The sequence below is a fragment of the Catenulispora pinisilvae genome, from assembly GCF_015356865.1.
In the GTDB taxonomy this organism is placed as follows: Bacteria; Actinomycetota; Actinomycetes; order Streptomycetales; family Catenulisporaceae; genus Catenulispora; species Catenulispora pinisilvae.
The window spans coordinates 1-17,566 of the sequence record NZ_JAAFZA010000219.1 but is presented as its reverse complement, the minus strand read 5'-3'; the positions used below and the strand labels follow the sequence as shown (position 1 = coordinate 17,566).

Below are 17,566 nucleotides of genomic sequence, written 5' to 3'. Positions count from 1 at the left end.
GCCCCCGCCGGAGGACCCCAACCAGCCGCCCTATGGGCAGCAACCGCCGCCATACGGGCAGCAGCCGCCGTACGGCGGGCAGCAGCAGCCCGGGCAGCAGCCGCCTCCTTATGGACAGTCCGGGCAGCCGGGACAGGCTGGACCGCCGCCTTACGGACAGCAGCCCCAGCAGCCCCCTTACGGACAGCCGCCGCCGTACGGCCAGCCCTACGGCCAGCAGCAGGGCTACCCGCAGTACCCCGGCGGCGCCGACCCCTACGGGGAGATGCGACGCGAGCCGGAGGTCCAGATCGACGTCCACGGCCTGCGTCCGCAGAAGCGCTGGACGGTGCTGATCCGGTTCATCCTGGCCATCCCGCAGCTGATCGTCATGTTCTTCCTGGGCCTGGCCGGCCTGGTCGTCCTGATCATCGGCTGGTTCGCGGCGCTGTTCACCGGCCAGCTGCCGACCGGGATGCGCGAGTTCCTGATCGGCATCTTGAAGTACCAGACCCGGGTCTACGGCTACCTGTACCTGATGGTCGACGAGTACCCGCCGTTCGCCTTCTTCGAGGCGCCGAACTACCCGATCCAGGTGGACGTGCCACCGCCGACCCGGCTGAACCCGGCCGCGGTGTTCTTCCGCATCATCTTGATGATCCCCGGCTGGATCGTGACCTCGGTGCTCCAGGAAGGCGCGGCCGTCATCGCGTTCTTCGTCTGGATCATCATGCTGTTCACCGGCCGCCAGCCCGAGCAGGCGTTCGGCGCGACCAGCGCGATGCTGCGCTTCGAGACCCGGTTCGCGGCGTTCTCCGGGATGCTGACGCCGACGCAGCCCAAGGGCCTGTTCGGCGACCCGCCCGGCCCCTCGGACACCGGCGAGCGCCGCTCGCCGACTCGGCCGCTGTTCCTGTCGAGCGGCGCCCGGACGCTGCTGATCGTGATGATCGTGATCGGTGTCGTCGCCGTCATCCTCAATAACACCTTCTCGGATAACAACAACAACTGGAACAGCGACCGGGCCCCGTACAGGGTGTCGCAGCACCGGTAGTCACGGACGCAGCCGCCGATAGAGCTCGCCGAGCGCGCCGCCCACCAAAGCGGCGAGCACGGCGAGCTCTATCGCGCTGCCCGCCACACTCCCCTGATACCAACCGCGCATCCGCTGCGCCGTCGTCGAAACCGCCCGCCCGAGCAGGGCGAGGACCACACACACCGCGACCGCCACGCAGATCGCCACCACGGCCACCTCCTCGCCTCCAGGCTCGCGCGCGCCACCGCCGCGGACCAGGAACAGACGCCGGAAGTTACCCGGACGATTAACCGCACGTCAGCCGGGCACACTGCCGCTTGTGGAAGAGAGGGACGGCCACGCCGGCGGCTTCGCCGAGGCGATCCGCGCCTGGCGCCAGCGCCGGGGCTGGACGCAGGAGGAGCTGTCGCACGCCAGCGGGCTGAGCACCCGCGCGATCCGCAGCCTGGAACGCGGCCGGACACAGAAGCCGCGCCGGACGACGGTCCAGATGTTGGCGGACGCGTTGCAGGTGCCGCGGGCGCGATTGACGGAGACGGTGCGGCGGGCGGTCGGGGAGGCGGAGAGCGAGGCAGACGGCGAAGCGGGGAGCGAAGCCGACGCCGCGGACAGCGAGACGTCCCTATCCGGCGCGCGAGCACTGAACCCTCTGCTACGCGTCCCCCGCGAGCTGCCACCCGATCTCGCCGACCACGAGTTGGACGTGCGAGAGGTCGTGGCCGAGCTGGTAGCCGGCCCTACCGAGCCGTATCGGGCCGCGATCGTGCGGGTCGCCGCGGCAGAGGTGGCCATCCGCGCGGCGCACCACGCTTCGGCAAAGTTCTCCGATGGCCAGCTGTTTGCCAGCCTGGCCGGAACACCGGCGGTCGCCCCGGCCGCGGTGCTTCGCAGGTTCCTGCGATCGCTGGGTGCCGACCGCCCCGTCGAAGCGACCCTCGACGAGCTCGCGGCGGCCTTCCGCAGCGCCCTGGCCGGGCACCGGATGCTGGTGGTCCTGGTCGACGCCCGGTCCGAAGCCCAGATCGGGCCGCTGGTCCCGGCCGAGGCCCGGTGCGCCCTGCTGGTGGCGTTCGGGCCCCACCGGCCGATGGGGCCCGAACTCGCCTAGCCTGCTGGTCCTGCTAGTCCTGCGGCGGCACCTGCGTCGTGAACCGCCCACCGAGATAGCGGTACTCGGGATCCTCCGGATCCGGAGCCCGGTCCTCCGCGGCCGCGACCTTCTCGGCGAACACGTCCGAGTCGTCCTGCGGCTCGTATCCGAGGCGGCGCGCGGGTTCCAGGTCCCACCAGGCCGTCTTGTTCGCCGAGATGCCGTAGACGATCTCGTACCCGAGCTCCGGGGCGGTCGCCAGCGCGTCGAACAGCCGGACGGCGTCGGCCGGGCTCAGCCACGTGTCGAGCATCCGGCGGTTCAGCGGCTCGGCGAAGCACGAACCGATGCGGACGCACGCCACCTGCAACCCGTGCCGGTCGGCGTAGAACGACCCGATGGCCTCCACGAAGACCTTCGAGACGCCGTAGTACGTGTCCGGCCGGGGCCGCACGTCCACGCCGATCGGCGCGTCCCGGAAGTCCGCGCGCTCGTAGTACCCCACGGCGTGGTTGCTGCTGGCGGTCAGGATCCGGGGCACGCCGGCCCGCAGCGCCGCGTCGAAGACCTGGTAGGTGCCATCGATGTTGCTCTTCAGGATGCGCTCGAAGCGGTCCTCGACCGGGATGCCGGCCAGGTGGATGACCACGTCCACGTCGCGCATGGCGGCGTCCAGGGCCGCGGCGTCGCCGACGTCGCCGACCAGCCACTCGGCCCGGCCGGGGTCGTCCGGGACCACCAGGTCGAAGCCGCGCACCTGCCAGCCCAGGCCGGCCAGGCCCGGGCGCAGGAAGGTGCCCACTCCGCCGGCCGCGCCGGTCATCAGTATCCTGCCGCGCTTCGTCTCAGACATCTGCGATCCCGCCCTCACGCCGCCGTGCCGATTCCGTGCTCGGTCAGTACCCGGCGCCCCTCCCGGATCAACTCGGCCAGCCGCTCGACGTGCTCCGGTGCGGCGTCGGTCAGCGGCGGCCGCACCGGGCCGGCGTCCAGGCCGTCCAGACGCACGCCGGCCTTCACCAGCGCGACGGCGTAGCCGGGGGCCTTCGCGCGCAGCTCGACCAGCGGCCGGAAGAAGCGGTCCAGGAGGTCGTTGACCACGCCGGTCTGGCCCTGGCGGTAGGCGTGGTAGAAGGCCAGCGCGATGTCGGGGACGAAGCAGAACACCGCCGAGGAGTAGTTCGGCACGCCGACGCCGGCGTAGGCGAGCTGCGACATCTCGGCGGTCGGCAGCCCGTTGAAGTAGTGCAGCTTGCCCTCGCCGTGCCGGTCGCGGACGGCCGAGACGATGCGCTGCATCAGGTCCAGGTCGCCCTTGCCGTCCTTGAACCCGACGATGTTCGGGATCTCGGCCAGGTCGGCGACCACGTCCGGGCTGAACGTGACGTTGTCCCGCTGGTAGATGATCAGCTCAAGGTCGGTGTTCTCGGCCACCGTGGTGTAGTGCTCGCGCAGCCCGGCCGCGCTCCCGGCCACCAGGTAGGGCGGCATCACCAGCAGACCGTCGGCGCCGGCCTCCTTGGCCGCGCCGGCGAAGGTCGCGGCCAGGCCCGCCCCGTACCCGATCCCGGCCACCACCGGCACCCGCCCGGCCGCCACCTCGGCGGCGGCGCGCACGCACTCGGCGTACTCCTGGACGTCCAGCGAGTGGAACTCGCCGGTGCCGCAGCACGCGAACACCGCCGCGGGCCCGGGGCGGTCGGCGGCGTCCAGGAACGCCAGCCGGGAGCGCAGGTGCTCCCGGTAGACGTCCAGGTCGACGCGGCCGGGGCGGCTCGCCGCGGTGCGGGCGAACGGGGTGACCGGGAAGTACAGCAAGCCGTCCAGCCGGTCCACGAGTGATTGCATCAGTACCCTTATCCCTTGAGCGATCCGCTGAGCAGGCCGCGTTCGAACAGTCTCTGCAAGGCCAGATAGACCAGCACGCCGGGCACCGCGAGGATCAGCACGGCCGCCAGCCGCACCCCCTCGCCCTGTTCCTGCGAGGCCTGCAGGCTGGTGACGACGACGGTCAGGGTGTCCATCTTCGGACTCTGCGACACCAGCAGCGGCAGCAGATATTGGTCCCAGATCATCAGGAACCCGAACACCGCGCAGGTCCCCAGGGCCGGCCGGCACACCGGCAGCACGATGCGCCAGAAGATGCGGAAGTCGCCGGCGCCGTCGATCCGCGCGGCCTCCTCCAATTCCAGCGGGACCCGCTTCATGAAGCCGGTCAGCACGTATACCGGCAGCGCCCAGCCGACCAGCGGGAGGATCAGGCCGCCGTAGGAGTTGACCAGCGTGCCTCCGGTGAACGGCTGGTGGATCTTGCCGAGCACCTGGAACAGCGGCACCGCGATCACCTCCTCGGGCATCATCATGGTGGCCAGGATGGCCAGCATGACCAGGCCGGCGCCCTTGAAGCGCTTGCGGGCCAGCGCGTAGGCCGCCAGCGAGGACACCGTCAGCTGCAGGGTCAACCCTACGGCCACCACGATCAAGGAGTTCAGCAACCCGCGCGCGACACCCAGGTGCCAGGCCTGGGAGACGTTGGCGCCGGTGATGCCGTGCGGGACGTTCATCAGCGCGCCGAGCTTGGCCTGCTGTTTGGAGAACGCGGTCGCGACGACCGTCCACAACGGGTAGACGAAGACGAACGCGACCAGCGCGTAGAGCAGCCAGACCCCGGCCCTGGTACGGATCCTCATGTGTCCCCACGCCTCCGCCACAGCAACATCAGGCACGTCAGCCCCATCGTGACCACCAGCAGCACGGTCCCGATCGCCGCGGCGTAGCCGGTGTCGTTGTTCTCGCTGAACTGCCGGTAGAGATAGGTCACGACCGACTCCGAGGACCCGGCCGGGCCGCCGTTGGTCGAGACCCAGATGTCGGTGAACACCCGCAGTCCCCTGATGACCCCGAGCACCAGCACGATCGTGGTGATCGGGCGCAGCGACGGCAGCGTGACGAACCGCAGCCGTTGCCACCAGTTCGCGCCGTCGATGTGGCAGGCCTCGTACATCTCCCGGTCGACCGAGGCCAGCCCGGCGACGAAGATCACCATGTCGTACGGGGCGTTCTTCCAGATCTGCATCAGGATCACCGAGGCCAGCGCCGAGTGCGGGCTGGAGAAGAACGGCTCCGGCCCCAGGCCCACCTTGCCCAGCAAGGTGTTCACCGAGCCGTACTGCGAGGGGTAGAGCAGCGTGGTCCACAGCTCGGCGGCGGCCACCATGGCGATCACGGTCGGCAGGAACACCGCGGTCCGCAGGATCCGGATGTGCCGGGCCGGGCCCTGGAGCAGGACCGCCAGCCAGAACCCGACGAAGATCGAGCCGGAGACGGCGCACACCGCGTCGATGAGCGTGTGCACGACGGCCGTGCGCAGATCCGGGTCGGAGAACAGCTTGGAGTAGTTCGCGCTGCCGACGTACTGGTTACCGAGGTAGGGCCGGACGTGGAAGAAGCTGAGGTAGACGCCCCAGATCGTCGGCCACACCTTGAACACGCCGATGAACGCCAGCAGCGGCGCCAGGTAGAGCCAGGGCCCCAGCCGCCGCCAGAACGGTTTCGCGGGCGGGCCGCCGCCGGGACGGCGGCGGCCGGACAGCAGGCCGTCCGCCGTCGCCGGGGTCCGGGCCTGTGCTGAACGGTAGAGGCGTGCCGTCATCCGACCCCCTGCTGCTTCAGGATCGAGGTGACGTCGGAGTTCATGGAGTTCAGCGCGGGCTGCACGTCCCCGCAGGAGGACAGCAGCTTGTTCAGGTCGTCCGACATCTTCTGGCGCAGCTGCGTCCAGTTCGGCGCGTTGTCGTACTCGTAGTGCCCGGAGGAGGCGTAGACCTGCTGCGCGAGCTGCCAGCGCGGGTCGTCGCCGTGCACCGCGGAGGCGTCGACGGTCTTGTTCACCGGCAGCCGGACTACCGTGGCGCTCGGCACCGCGGTCATGCCGATCTTCTGCGCGTCCGGGGTGACCATGAACTCTTCGAGCTTGGTCACCTCGTCCTGCTTGCTGTCGGCCATCGTGTAGATGTCGGTGCCCTCGGCCAGGGTCCCGGCGGTGCCGTCGGGGCCGGTCGGCGGGGCGACCACGATGTACTTGCCCTTGACCGCGGTCGCGTCCATGGTCGCGTAGGCGTAGGGACCGGTGAGGTACATGCCGGCCACGCCGGTCTCGAAGGCCTTGTTGGTCGCGGTGGTGTCGTCGCCGAGCGCCGAGGGCTGGACGTCCTTGTTCTTGCAGACCTGGTCCTCCAGGAACTGCACCGAGGACACGGCCTGCGGGGTGTTCAGGGTCGCGGTGAACTTGCCGCCGCTCGCCTTGAGGTAGTCACCGCCGGCCGAGTACAGGAACGAGGACCAGAACCACGAGGTGTAGCCGCGCGAGGTGGAACCGGGGACGGCCAGACCGTAGGTGTCGTTCTTACCGTTGCCGTCCGGGTCCTGGGTGGTGAAGGCCTGCGCCACCTTGGCCATGTCGGCCCAGGTCTTCGGCGGCTGCAACCGGAGTTTGTCCAGCCAGTCCTTGCGGATCAGCAGCACGTTCGCCTGGGCCGAGAACGGCACCGCGTAGACCTGGCCCTTCAGATCCGTGGCCGAGGCCCAGGCCTGGTCGGTGAGCTGGTCGGCACCGGTGAAGGTGCTCTTGTCAACCGGCAGGATGATGCCCTGCGAGGCGAAGCTGCCCATCTGCGCGGCGTCGTCGAGCACCATGTCAGGAAGCTGATGGGCGGAGGCCGCGGCGCTGAGCGCGGTCTCGAAGTCGGTGAGCGTGGTCTTGCCGATGGAGACCTTGATGCCGGTCTGGGCGGTGAACGCGTCGAAGATCTTCTGGTAGGCCTTCGCCGAGTCGCCGGCGCCCCGGATCCAGACGTTGAGGGTGCCGGCCGCGGCCGCGTTCTTGGACGTGTTCGAGCCGGAGGAGCTGCTGGAGCCGCCGCACGCGGCGCCGGTTATCGCCACGCCGGCGGCGACGGCCGCGGCGCATATGGATCGCGCTGTTCGGGGTTTCACGCTTCGCATGGGGCCCTCGGCTTCAACGGGGATTCATGGATGTGAACGAAGTACATGGAGGTGAACGGGCTCAGATGCTGGAAAGGTAGTAGCGAACGTGCGAGTGGTCAAGAGGAGCACGGCGAGTAAGACGGGCAAGACGAAGGAGCCCCCGAAGGAGCCGCTTCGAAGTCGGCAGTCAGCTGCTGGGAGGGCCGGCGACGGTGCAGGCGTGGCGCCGTCGGTTGCTTCAGGTATGTGAATATTGGTCAGATATCTGAAAACCGCCGCAGACGGTAATGTGAGACGCGAGACCTGTCAACGAAGGAGTCCCATGGCCGACACCGGCATATCCAGCGGATCGGCGGTCGGATCCGCTGCCCCGACGAACGACGTGGACGCCGACGTGTCCGGCTCGTCCTCGATCGGCACCGGCCCGGCGGTCGGCGCCGACTCCGCGGCCGGTGTGAAGTCGGCGCGGCGGGCCGTGGAGCTCCTGGAGGCCTTCGGCGCCAACCACGAGTGGCTCTCGCTCACCGATCTGCACCACCACACCGGGTTCCCGCGCTCCTCGCTGCACGGCCTGCTGCGCACGCTGCGCGACGTCGGCTGGATCGAGTCCGACGACGCCGGCACCCGGTTCCGGCTCGGGGTCAAAGCCCTGATCTGCGGGACCGCCTACCTGGACCGCGATCCGGTGATGCCGTACGCCACCGAGGCCCTGGAGCGGCTGCGGGACCAGATCGGCTACACCTGCCACTTCGCCCGGCTCAACGGCCCGGACATCGTGTACCTCCAGACCCGGGAGTCGCGCACGTCCGCGCACCTGGTGTCCCGGGTCGGCCGCACGCTGCCGGCGCACGCCACCGCGCTGGGCAAGGCGCTGCTGAGCGAGCTGGCCGACGACGAGCTGACCGCGGTGCTGCCCAAGCAGCTGACCGCGCTGACCGAGCTGACCATCACCGACCGCGAGGCGCTGCGCTCGGAGCTGGCGTTCATCCGCGAACGCGGCTACTCCACCGAGCGCGGGCAGAGCTCGCCGAACCTGGCGTGCGTGGCGGCCGTGGTGCCGTACCGGATCCCGGGGACCGACGCGATGAGCTGCTCCATGCCGGGCGAGCGGGTGACGGACGCCGAACTGCTGCGGGTCGGCTCGCTGCTGCGCGATGTGGCCGAGGACCTGAGCCAGCAGCTGCGGCGGGCCGGGATTCGGTAGTCACGATCAGGCGGTCCCGATCGGGCAGTCCCGATCGGGCAGTCCCGATCTGGTGGTGCCGACCTGGGAGTCCCGTCCAGCAGTGCCGATCTGGTGGCGCCGATCTGGGAGTCTCATTCGGGATTCATCGGCGGCGCGGCAACTGTTCGCGTATGTGAATGCCATCTACTTTGCTGAATTGTTACCGGCTGATGTCTTGTCAGTCTCCTTAACCAGTGCCACGGTTCCGGCCATGGCGAATACCGCGTCCTCCGCAGCACCGGCCGCGCGCCGGCCGGTGAACCGCGCGACCCTGTACATATTCGGTGCGTTCGGCGGCATCCTGTTCGGCTACGACTTGGGCGTCATCGCCGGGGTCCTGGTCCTGCTCGCGAAACAGTGGTCGTTGACCGCGTTCCAGAAAGGCGCCATCACCGCCAGCCTGTCGGTCGGGGCGATGGTCGGCGCGCTGTTGGCCGGCCGGCTGTGCAACCGGATCGGCCGGCGGCTGACCATCATGGCGGCCGCGGTCGTGGTCATCATCGGCACGCTCGCCTGTGTCACGGCCGGCGGCTGGCAGGAGATGATGCTGACCCGCGGTGTGATCGGCATCGGCATCGGGCTGTCCTCGGCGACGGTCCCGACCTACCTGGCCGAGTTGGCCCCGGCCCGCGTGCGCGGCGCACTGGGCTCCCTGAACCAGCTGTTCATCGTCACCGGCATCCTGATCGCGTTCCTCGTGGACTATGCGCTGTCCAGCCACAACAACTGGAAGGGGATGTTCCTCGGGGCCCTGATCCCCGCGGCCATCCTGATCGTCGGGCTGCTGGTGCTGCCGGAGACCCCGCGCTGGCTGCTGAGCCGGGACCGGGAAGCCGAGGCGCGGGCGGTGCTGGCCGCGACCCTGCCCAACGCCGACGAGGCCGAACTGGACGCCGAGGTCCAGGACATCCGCGACATCATCCGGCGCGACACCGAGGGCCGCGACCGCTGGCGTGACCTGTGGCAGCCGTGGGTGCGGCCGATGGTCCTGGTCGCGATGGTCCTGGCCATCGGGCAGCAGTTCTCCGGCGTTAACGCCATCAACGCCTACTTCCCGACCATGCTGAAGTCGCTGGGCTTCGCCACCCGTACCGCGCTGCTGTCGGCGGTCCTGCTCGGCGTGGTGAAGTTCCTTTTCACGGTGTGGGAGCTGTTCATGGTCGACCGCTGGGGCCGCAGGCCGCTGCTGATGACCGGGGCGGCCGTCATGACGGTCGCGCTGTTCTTCGCGGGGCTGGTCATCAAGGAGGTCAACCCCAGCCACAAGGGCATGCTCGGGACGCTGACGCTGGTCTTCCTGATCATCTATCTGGCCGGTTACGAACTCGGCTGGGGCGCCACGGTGTGGGTGATGATCGGCGAGATCTTCCCGCTGCGGTCCCGGGCCGCCGGCACGGGTCTGGCGACCACGGTTTTGTGGGCGGCCACCGGCCTGGTCACCGCGGTCTTCCCGACGATGTCGGCCAAGAAGAACCTCGGCATCGGCGGGGCGATGTGGGTGTTCGCCGGGATCAACATCGTGCTGCTGCTCCTGGCCCGGTTCTACATCCCGGAGACCAAGGGGCGGAGCCTGGAGCAGATCGAGCGGGATCTGCGGGGCGGGAAGCTGTCCGCAACCGGCACCGATCCGGCCACGGGTGCGACCGAGGAGCCGGGCGAGGAGGCCGGGCTGGTGTCAGAGGCCTGATGTCGGCCCGACGCCACCCAGCGCCGCGGGTCCGGGTTGTGGCGGGCCCGGATCCGCGGCCGCGCACGAGCGTTCAAGACCGCCGCCGCCGCGGGCCGGGATGCTCGGGGCATGGACGACAGCACCGTGGATGACAGCACCGTGGACGCCGGCGAAAACCAGACCCCCGTCAGGTTCGACACGAAGATCGCGGTACTGCTGCGGGACGACCTCGCGGGGTGGCAGCGGCTGAACGTCACCGCGTTCCTGGTCAGCGGGATCGGGACGGCGCACCCGGAGGTCATGGGCGAGGCGTACGAGGACGCGGACGGCACGCGCTATCTCTCGGAGTTCCGCCAGCCGGTGCTGGTGTTCCAGGGCGGCAAGGAGCTACTGACCGCGGCGCGGAGCAAGGCGCTGGCGCGGGAGCTCGATGTGGCGGTGTTCACCATGGACATGTTCAGCACCGGGCACGACGCCGCGAACCGGGCGGCGGTGCGCGCGGTGGGCGGGGACGACCTGGACTTGGTCGGCATCGCGGTCTACGGCGCGAAGAACGCGGTCGACAAGGCGTTCAAGGGTGCCGCGATGCACCACTGACCTGAAGGCCCCCATCGCAGCCTGATTACAGCCCGGCCGCTTTCAGCGGTCGGGCTTGGTCGTGCTTGGTCGGGCTTGGCTGTGCTTGGGCGTGCCCGGTCGTGCTCGCGCTACCGCTTCTCGTGCGGCTCCAACCGCGGCGCGTCCCTGTCCGCCAGCACCGCGTCCAGCAGGCCCGGCCACCGCACGTCCATCAGCTCCCGGCGCAGCCGCACGTGCTTCTTCGCGCCGACCCACCACATGACCACCAGGCCGGCCTCGCGCAGCACCTTGTAGTGGTGCGACATCGTCGACTTGGTCGCCGTCAGGCCGCTCTTGTCCCAGACCTCCAGGCAGGCGATGCCGCCGTCGCCGCCGAAGTCGCCGACGGTGCGGACGATGGTCAGCCGAACCGGCTCGGCCAGGGCCGACAGCACCGCCGTCAGCTCCACGGCGTCCTCGCCGGGATGGCTCAGTTCGTACTGTTCGACCTGGGTGTCCATTGCCACAGCCTAAACCCGCTTGCCTTGAGTTCGATAGTCGTCGTACAGTTCGATGCTAGTCGAACGGTTCGATGAGTGTCGAACTGATTAAGCTCAACCGAAATGTGATGGTGCCCCCGGTGTCTGCCACCACGGAAGAACTCCTCCCCCCTCGTACAACACCGACCGCGCCGGAGTCTTCCGCGGACCCCCGACGCTGGCGGATGCTGCCGGTCATCCTGAGTGCGATGTTCATGGCGATGTTCGACTATTTCGTCGTGAACGTCGCCGCCCCGTCGTTCCAGCACGACCTGCACACCACCGACTCCGGCCTGGAACTGATCGTCGGCGGCTACGGCTTCGCCTACGCGGCCGGTCTGATCACCGGCGGCCGGCTGGGCGACCTGCTGGGCTACAAGCGGATGTTCGTCGCCGGCATGGCCGCCTTCACGCTGGCCAGCCTGGCCTGCGGGATCGCCGACTCCTCGACCGTCCTGATCGCCGCGCGCCTGGTGCAGGGCGCCACCGCGGCGGCGATGGTGCCGCAGCTGCTGGCACTGATCAACGTGATCTACCCGGCGGCCGAGCGGCCCCGGGCGATGGCCTGGTTCGGCGCCACCATCGGCACCGGTTCGGTGGCCGGGCAGGTGCTCGGCGGCGTGCTGCTGGAGGCCAACCTGTTCCACTGGACCTGGCGGCCGATCTTCCTGGTGAACGTCCCGATCGGGCTGATCGCCGTGGTGCTGGCGCTGCGCTGGCTGCCGGACACCCGGGGCGCGCACCGGCCGAAGTTCGACCCGGTCGGCGCCGTCGGCATCGCCCTGAGCATCGGCCTGGCGCTGGCCCCGCTGATCCTGGGCCGGGCCGAGGGCTGGCCGCTGTGGACCTGGATCTCGCTGATCGCCTCGGTCCCGGTGATGATCGTGGCGATGCGCTGGGAGTCCAAGCTGGCTCGGGCCGGCGGCGCGCCGATGGTGGACCTGACGCTGTTCAAGGAGCGGACGTTCAGCCTGGGCCTGGCGCTGTCCGGCCTGATGCTGGCCATGTTCGGCGGCTTCATGCTGGCGATGACCCTGTTCCTGCAGGGCGGGATGCACATGAGCCCGGTCCGCGCCGGCCTGCTGTTCGGCCCGCTGGGCGTGGCCTTCGCCACGACCTCGCTGCTGGCCCGGCAGGTCTCGGGCCGCTACGGCGCCCGGGTGATAGCCATCGGCGCCTCGCTGAGCACCACCGGCCTGGTGCTGCTGGGCATCGTGCTGGCCTGGCGCGGGGCGGACCTGGCGTCCTGGCAGCTGCTGCCCTCGATGGTCCTGGTCGGGGCCGGCAACGGCCTGGTCCTGCCGTCCCTGGTGGGCTCGGTGCTGGCCGGCATCAAGTCCAGGAACGCCGGCGCGGCCTCCGGGATGCTGGTCACCGCGCAGCAGTTCGGCGGCGCCGCCGGCGTCACGATCCTGGGCACGGTGTTCTTCTCCGCGCTCGGTTCGCACCCGAGCGGCTTCGGCGGCTATGTGAGCGCGATGCGCTGGGTGGACCTGGTGGACGTGGTGTTCGTCGTGGCCATCTTGGCGATGGCGTTCCTGTTGCCCAAGCAGGCCGCGGGAATGGCCGCCAAGCGCTGAGCCTCGGCTGACGCGCTCGACCGGCTCAAGCACTTCCGCACCATCCACATCCGTACTATCCGCACCACCCGCACCACCCACTCCACCCACTCCACCCGCTCCCCGTCCGGGGCACCGCCCGGCCGGATCGCCTCATCAGCCGATCCGGCCGGGCACCGGCATGCGCGCCGCGCGTCCCGACCGCACCCTGGAACGTATGACGAATTCGAGCCTGGCCTCCCGGGCGGCAGCCGGGCGCGCCGCCCGCAAGAAGGTCACGCGCTCGTCGACCGGCGACTGGGCGCCCGCACCGGACCGCGGCGACCCGATGGCGATCCTGGAGAAGCAGGGCGCCACCCGGCTGCCGGGCCTGGTCCCGATCCGCTACGGCCGGATGGCCGCCACCGAGTTCGCCTTCCTGCGCGGCGCCCCCGCCGTCATGGCCGCGGACCTGGCGCAGTCCCCGAACACCGGCCTGATCGTCCAGCTCTGCGGCGACGCCCACCTGTCCAACTTCGGCCTCTACGCCTCCCCCGAGCGCCGCCTGGTCTTCGACCTGAACGACTTCGACGAGACCCTGCCGGGCCCGTTCGAGTGGGACGTGAAGCGCCTGACGGCGAGCATCGCGGTCGCCGCGCGCCAGAACGGCTTCAAAGACGACTTCGGCGCGGACGCCGCGCGGGAGGCGGCGCGGGCCTACCGCACGATGATGGCCCGGCTGGCCGGCCTGAACGAGCTGGACGTCTGGTATCAGAGCGTGGACGCCACGATGTTGTTGCAGCTGTCGAAGCGCAAGCGGGGACGCCGCGAGGTGGCGGCGTCGCTCAAGGCCGCGGAGCAGCGCACGAACCTGCAGGCGCTCCAGAAGCTGACCGGCCCCGGACCGGACGGCACGCCGCGCATCCGGTACCAGCCGCCGCTGCTGGTGCCGTTCGCGGAGTTGGGCTTCGACCGCGACGCCGAGGAGGAGACCATCCGCCGGGTCTTCACCGACTACCGCTCGACGTTGCAGGAGGATCGCAGGGCTCTGCTGGAGCGGTTCCGGTACGTGGAGTCGGCGATGAAGGTGGTCGGCGTCGGCAGCGTGGGCACCCGGTGCTCGATGTCGCTGCTGCTCGGCGAGACCACCTCGGCGCCGCTGTTCCTCCAGGTGAAGGAAGCCCAGGAGTCGGTGCTGGCGCCATACCTGAGGGCGAGCCGCTACGAGCACCAAGGCCACCGGGTCGTCGGCGGCCAACGCCTGATGCAGGCCACCAGCGACATCTTCCTGGGCTGGGCCAGCGGCCCCGAGGGACGGTACTTCTATGTGCGGCAGCTGCGGGACATGAAGGGTTCGGCGAACGTCCCCGAGATGGACAAGGCGATACTGCGCGCGTATGCGGAGCTGTGCGGACAGACGCTGGCGCGGGCGCACGCTCGGTCCGGCGACCGGGTGGCCATCTCGGCGTATCTCGGCGGCGGCGACTCGTTCGACCGGGCGATGGGTCGGTGGGCGGTGGCTTATGCGGACCAGACCCGGGAGGATCACAAAGCCCTGATAGAGGCTATTAAGACGGGGCGAGTACGTGCGGTTGATGCTTAAGACACGGGTGCTTGAGACAACGGCTAGTAGCGGCTAGTAGCGCCGCCCGTTGCGCAGAAGGTCTTTGTCTTCCAGCACGTCCACCAGCCGAACCCGCTGCTCGGGTTCCAAAGCCGAGTCCGGGAAGGCCAGCCCCTTCGTAGGCGCGGCCGCCAGCTTCAGATGCCAGATACCGAACCGCCGATAGGCGCGCCGCCACTGGCTCCACGGCAGTTTCGCGATCTTCCCGGACACCGCGTAGGTCACGCCCTCGGCGTCGAAGGCGACCGTCACGGCCGCCGGGCGCAGCCGTCCGCTGACCCGCAGCCGGTGATAGCGACCGGCGAGGAGCGCGGAGACGAGCAGGACGGAGACCGTGGGCAGGATGACGGTCGCGTCCCGGAACGCCTCGGTGAGGCCGGCCGCGACGACGACGCCGATCCAGACGATGGTGGCCAGCGCGTCCCCGAGCTCGGTTACGACCGCGAATCTGGCGTTGCTGAAGAAGGCGACGACCACCGCCGCGTCGGCGTCCGCCACGCCGTCCGGCACCCCGCCAAGATCCCCCACTTCCCCAGCATGCACTATCCGCTCGGGGACGCGAAAGGGATTGTCTTCGTCGCCGTAGATCGGGAGGGACCCCGCCGAAACGGGGCCGCTCCCGGTCTGTGGCGCGTGCTCAGCAGCGCTGGTTGGCCTACAGCGGCACCAAAAACTGTGCTGTCCCTGCTGCTCTGCCGCGGTGCCTACCGCTGTGCCGCGGTGCCGACTGCTGCGCCGCTGTGCCGACTGCTGCGCCGCTGTGTCTACTGCTGCGCCGCCCGCGTCCGCGGCCGCAGCCCGAACCACACCAGCACGGCGACTACGAGCACGACCACGCCGTCGGTCCCCATGCCCAGCTGGATCCCGCTGCTGAGCGCGTCCTTGGCGGTGTGCCCCGCGGACTTCAGGCTGTCGCTCCGCGCCGAGGCAACGGCGCTGAGCAACGGGATCCCCAGCGTCAGCCCGACCTGCTGCGACGTGGTGACCAGCCCGGTGGCCAGCCCCTGCTCGGTGTCCTCGAGCCCCGAGGTCGCGGTGACCCCGTAGGCGACGATCGCGGCCAGGTGCCCGAACGCGGCCACGGCCCCGATCGTCACCAGCAGGATGGTCCCGTTCCCGGGCGTGATCAGCGCCAGCGGCACGATCAGCGCACCCTGGAACAGCAGCCCGCCGGCCAGCGTCGCCCGCGCGCCGAAGCGCCCGATCAGCCGCGGCGCGACCATGCCGCCGAAGGCCGCCGCGATCCCCATCACCGCGAAGACCAGGCCGGTCAGCGTCGGCGACATCCCGTTCACCTGCTGGAGGAACAGCGTGCCCAGGAACACGACCGCGCTCATGCAGGCGAAGGTCACCAGGCCGCCGATGTTGCCGATGGCGACGTTGCGCCGCCGCAGGATCCGCAGCGAGACCAACGGCTCGGCGGCCCGCGACTCGATGACGCCGAACGCCACGAGCAGCGCCACCCCGGCGACCATGCCGATCACGACATCGGGACGCCCGAAGCCGACCTGCGCGGCGGTGGACAGCGCGTAGATCAGGGCCAGCAGCGCGGTGGTGACCGTGGCGGCGCCGGGGATGTCGAGCTTGGAAGCGTGCGGGTTGCGGCTCTCGGTGAGCAGCCGCGGCGCCCCGAACAGGACGACGGCCCCCATCACCGTGTTCAGCACCATCGTGGACCGCCACGACAGCGCCTGCGTCAGCACGCCGCCGAGCACCATCCCCGCGGTGAAGCCGACGGTCATCAGCGTGCCGTTGATCCCCAGCGCCCGCTCCCGCTGCGGCCCCTCGGGGAACGACGTGGTCAGCAGCGCCATCCCGGTCGGCACGATCATCGCCGCGCCGATCCCCTGCAACGCCCGCCCGGCCAGCAGCACCGCCGGGACCCAGGCCACGGTCGCGATCAGACTCGCCGCGGTGAACAACACGGTGCCGGTGATGAACACCTTCTTGCGCCCGGCCAGGTCGCCGATGCGTCCGGACAACAGCAGCAGGCCGCCGGAGGGCAGCGCGAAAGCGGTCGCGATCCACTGCAGATTGGCGTCGGTGATGTGCAGGTCCTTGCCGATGCTCGGGACCGCGATGTTCAGGATGGAGAAGTCGACGGCGACCATGAAGTTCGCCGCGCAGAGCAGGAAAAGAACAAGCTTGGCCCGGGTGGACAGGCCAGAGGTCGGCTTCAGGTTGTCGATGTTCGCGGTGGCTGCCGCGCCGCCGGAGCCGGCGAAGGCCTCCGGCTCGGACCGGTCGAGGACATCTGTCATGCCATCCAGGATTCGGCTCGGCGAGCGCGTGTGGGTAGCGCCTGTTTATGCTGGTGGTCCTTACACCAGGCTGAGGAGCGGCTGACCGCTGCCCACGGTGTGGGGGACGGCTCCCGGACCACCGGGCGGCAGCGCCGCGGGGAAGACGGAGCTCAGCATGCTTGAGGGGAGAAAGCTGTGACGATGACGGCTCCGGTCCGGGTGGACCCCGACACCGTCCGACGTGCGAACCTGCGTGAGTTCCTGGTGGCGCGCCGCGCCCGGATCACGCCCGAGGAAATGGGCCTGGCCCCCGGCGTCCGGCGCCGCACCCCGGGCCTGCGCCGTGAGGAGGTCGCCGTGCTGGCCGGCGTCGGCACCTCCTGGTACCAGTGGCTGGAGCAGGGACGGGACATCACGGTGTCCTCGCAGGTACTGGACGCCATCGGCCGGGTGCTCAAGCTGGACGAGCCGGAACTGCGCCACCTGTACGCACTGGCCGGCCTGAACCCGCCGCCGGTCGGCCGGATCTGCCCGAACGACGCCGCCGGCCCGGTCGCCGACGCCCTGGTGCACCTGGTCGACACCTGGCTCCCCAACCCCGGCATGATCATCGACCGCTACTGGAACCTGATGGTCGCCAACCGCGCCGCGAAGCTGGCCCTGCACACCACCGAGGCCGGCTGGAACTGCCTGCACCAGTACTTCCTGGACGAGATGTACCGCGAATCGCTGGAGAACTGGACGGAACTCGCCCCGCGCGTGGTGGCGACGTACCGCTCGGAGATGACCGTCTGCCCCGGCGACGACGGCTTCCAGCAGGTGGTCGAGTCACTGCTGCGGCAGAGCACCGAGTTCGCCGAACTGTGGGCGCGCCAGGGCGTGGCGCACAGCGGGGTGAACCTGAAGTCGATGACCTCGCGGCTCGGTCCGCTGCACTTCGAGTCGGTGACGCTGGCCGTCCCGGACCGCGCGGACCTGCGGATCGTGCTGCACAATCCGCAGGCCGGATCGGACACGCGGGCGAAGATGGAGCGGCTGCTGGCCGAGGACGAGCGGCGGAACGGGTTGCGGTTGGTGGC

At 70.0% G+C, this 17,566-nt stretch carries 17 protein-coding genes; 8 read left to right on the top strand and 9 right to left on the bottom strand.

Annotation, left to right across the window (positions count from 1 at the left end):
• On the top strand, positions 1-1,033 hold a 1,033-nt coding region (locus IZR01_RS38765; RefSeq protein ID WP_194926770.1), incomplete at its 5' end, for a DUF4389 domain-containing protein.
• Here IZR01_RS38765 and IZR01_RS38760 read toward each other — a convergent pair.
• Positions 1,034-1,225 (bottom strand): hypothetical protein, encoded by a 192-nt coding sequence (locus IZR01_RS38760; RefSeq protein WP_194898309.1) that lies wholly within the window; start codon positions 1,223-1,225, stop codon positions 1,034-1,036.
• A 109-nt stretch (positions 1,226-1,334) separates the two neighbouring features.
• Here IZR01_RS38760 and IZR01_RS38755 point away from each other — a divergent pair, with 109 nt between their 5' ends.
• Positions 1,335-2,123: a helix-turn-helix domain-containing protein gene (locus IZR01_RS38755; protein ID WP_194926769.1), complete on the top strand. Its 789-nt coding sequence runs from the start codon at positions 1,335-1,337 to the stop codon at positions 2,121-2,123.
• A gap of 13 nt (positions 2,124-2,136) precedes the next feature.
• Here IZR01_RS38755 and IZR01_RS38750 read toward each other — a convergent pair whose 3' ends face one another.
• The 5 genes from IZR01_RS38750 to IZR01_RS38730 are packed head-to-tail and all read right to left on the bottom strand — an operon-like array spanning position 2,137 to position 7,100.
• Positions 2,137-2,958, bottom strand: a complete 822-nt coding sequence (locus IZR01_RS38750) for an NAD-dependent epimerase/dehydratase family protein (protein WP_194926768.1) — start codon at positions 2,956-2,958, stop codon at positions 2,137-2,139.
• 14 nt (positions 2,959-2,972) lie between these two features.
• The gene (locus IZR01_RS38745; RefSeq protein WP_194926767.1) at positions 2,973-3,953 is read right to left on the bottom strand and encodes a 5-dehydro-4-deoxyglucarate dehydratase; all 981 of its coding nucleotides are present in this window, start codon (positions 3,951-3,953) and stop codon (positions 2,973-2,975) included.
• Positions 3,954-3,961: 8 nt separating this feature from the next.
• Entirely contained in the window at positions 3,962-4,795 is an 834-nt protein-coding gene (locus tag IZR01_RS38740; protein ID WP_194898313.1) for a carbohydrate ABC transporter permease, read from the bottom strand.
• Positions 4,792-5,757, bottom strand: coding sequence for a carbohydrate ABC transporter permease (locus IZR01_RS38735; RefSeq protein ID WP_194926766.1), 966 nt, complete (start codon positions 5,755-5,757; stop codon positions 4,792-4,794). Before IZR01_RS38735 ends, IZR01_RS38740 begins: the two co-directional genes overlap by 4 nt.
• Positions 5,754-7,100 carry an ABC transporter substrate-binding protein gene (locus IZR01_RS38730; protein ID WP_194926765.1) on the bottom strand — a complete coding sequence of 449 codons (1,347 nt, stop codon included), beginning with the start codon at positions 7,098-7,100 and terminating at the stop codon, positions 5,754-5,756. The genes IZR01_RS38735 and IZR01_RS38730 overlap by 4 nt, the downstream gene beginning before the upstream one ends.
• A 313-nt stretch (positions 7,101-7,413) precedes the next feature.
• Between IZR01_RS38730 and IZR01_RS38725 the strand changes: the two genes are divergently transcribed.
• The 3 genes from IZR01_RS38725 (at position 7,414) to IZR01_RS38715 (ending at position 10,582) form a co-directional block, all read left to right on the top strand.
• On the top strand, positions 7,414-8,295 hold the full coding sequence (locus IZR01_RS38725; RefSeq protein ID WP_228555768.1) for an IclR family transcriptional regulator: 882 nt from the start codon (positions 7,414-7,416) through the stop codon (positions 8,293-8,295).
• A gap of 232 nt (positions 8,296-8,527) precedes the next feature.
• Positions 8,528-10,003, top strand: coding sequence for a sugar porter family MFS transporter (locus IZR01_RS38720; protein ID WP_194898316.1), 1,476 nt, complete (start codon positions 8,528-8,530; stop codon positions 10,001-10,003).
• Positions 10,004-10,114: 111 nt separating this feature from the next.
• Positions 10,115-10,582: a DUF2000 domain-containing protein gene (locus IZR01_RS38715; protein ID WP_194926764.1), complete on the top strand. Its 468-nt coding sequence runs from the start codon at positions 10,115-10,117 to the stop codon at positions 10,580-10,582.
• A 110-nt stretch (positions 10,583-10,692) separates the two neighbouring features.
• Here IZR01_RS38715 and IZR01_RS38710 read toward each other — a convergent pair whose 3' ends face one another.
• Complete coding sequence (locus tag IZR01_RS38710) at positions 10,693-11,064, bottom strand: ArsR/SmtB family transcription factor (protein WP_194898318.1); 372 nt, start codon at positions 11,062-11,064, stop codon at positions 10,693-10,695.
• Positions 11,065-11,183: 119 nt separating this feature from the next.
• Here IZR01_RS38710 and IZR01_RS38705 point away from each other — a divergent pair, with 119 nt between their 5' ends.
• The gene (locus tag IZR01_RS38705; protein ID WP_194898319.1) at positions 11,184-12,662 is read left to right on the top strand and encodes an MFS transporter; all 1,479 of its coding nucleotides are present in this window, start codon (positions 11,184-11,186) and stop codon (positions 12,660-12,662) included.
• A gap of 196 nt (positions 12,663-12,858) precedes the next feature.
• On the top strand, positions 12,859-14,223 hold the full coding sequence (locus tag IZR01_RS38700) for a DUF2252 domain-containing protein (protein ID WP_228561096.1): 1,365 nt from the start codon (positions 12,859-12,861) through the stop codon (positions 14,221-14,223).
• Positions 14,224-14,256: 33 nt separating this feature from the next.
• Here IZR01_RS38700 and IZR01_RS38695 read toward each other — a convergent pair whose 3' ends face one another.
• Both IZR01_RS38695 and IZR01_RS38690 read right to left on the bottom strand, forming a co-directional pair.
• The gene (locus IZR01_RS38695) at positions 14,257-14,772 is read right to left on the bottom strand and encodes a hypothetical protein (protein WP_194899718.1); all 516 of its coding nucleotides are present in this window, start codon (positions 14,770-14,772) and stop codon (positions 14,257-14,259) included.
• 236 nt (positions 14,773-15,008) lie between these two features.
• Complete coding sequence (locus IZR01_RS38690; protein ID WP_194926762.1) at positions 15,009-16,505, bottom strand: MFS transporter; 1,497 nt, start codon at positions 16,503-16,505, stop codon at positions 15,009-15,011.
• A gap of 183 nt (positions 16,506-16,688) precedes the next feature.
• Here IZR01_RS38690 and IZR01_RS38685 point away from each other — a divergent pair.
• Positions 16,689-17,566, top strand: an 878-nt coding sequence (locus IZR01_RS38685; protein ID WP_194926771.1) for a helix-turn-helix transcriptional regulator, incomplete at its 3' end; no start/stop codon positions are given.

Excerpts from the sequence above, each read along its gene's own strand:
- IZR01_RS38725 (WP_228555768.1), top strand. The coding sequence starts at position 7,414 with ATGGCCGACACCGGCATATCCAGCGGATCGGCGGTCGGATCCGCTGCC.
- IZR01_RS38740 (WP_194898313.1), bottom strand. The coding sequence starts at position 4,795 with ATGAGGATCCGTACCAGGGCCGGGGTCTGGCTGCTCTACGCGCTGGTC.
- IZR01_RS38750 (WP_194926768.1), bottom strand. The coding sequence starts at position 2,958 with ATGTCTGAGACGAAGCGCGGCAGGATACTGATGACCGGCGCGGCCGGC.
- IZR01_RS38710 (WP_194898318.1), bottom strand. The coding sequence starts at position 11,064 with ATGGACACCCAGGTCGAACAGTACGAACTGAGCCATCCCGGCGAGGAC.
- IZR01_RS38745 (WP_194926767.1), bottom strand. The coding sequence starts at position 3,953 with ATGCAATCACTCGTGGACCGGCTGGACGGCTTGCTGTACTTCCCGGTC.
- IZR01_RS38715 (WP_194926764.1), top strand. The coding sequence starts at position 10,115 with ATGGACGACAGCACCGTGGATGACAGCACCGTGGACGCCGGCGAAAAC.
- IZR01_RS38690 (WP_194926762.1), bottom strand. The coding sequence starts at position 16,505 with ATGACAGATGTCCTCGACCGGTCCGAGCCGGAGGCCTTCGCCGGCTCC.
- IZR01_RS38700 (WP_228561096.1), top strand. The coding sequence starts at position 12,859 with ATGACGAATTCGAGCCTGGCCTCCCGGGCGGCAGCCGGGCGCGCCGCC.
- IZR01_RS38720 (WP_194898316.1), top strand. The coding sequence starts at position 8,528 with ATGGCGAATACCGCGTCCTCCGCAGCACCGGCCGCGCGCCGGCCGGTG.
- IZR01_RS38735 (WP_194926766.1), bottom strand. The coding sequence starts at position 5,757 with ATGACGGCACGCCTCTACCGTTCAGCACAGGCCCGGACCCCGGCGACG.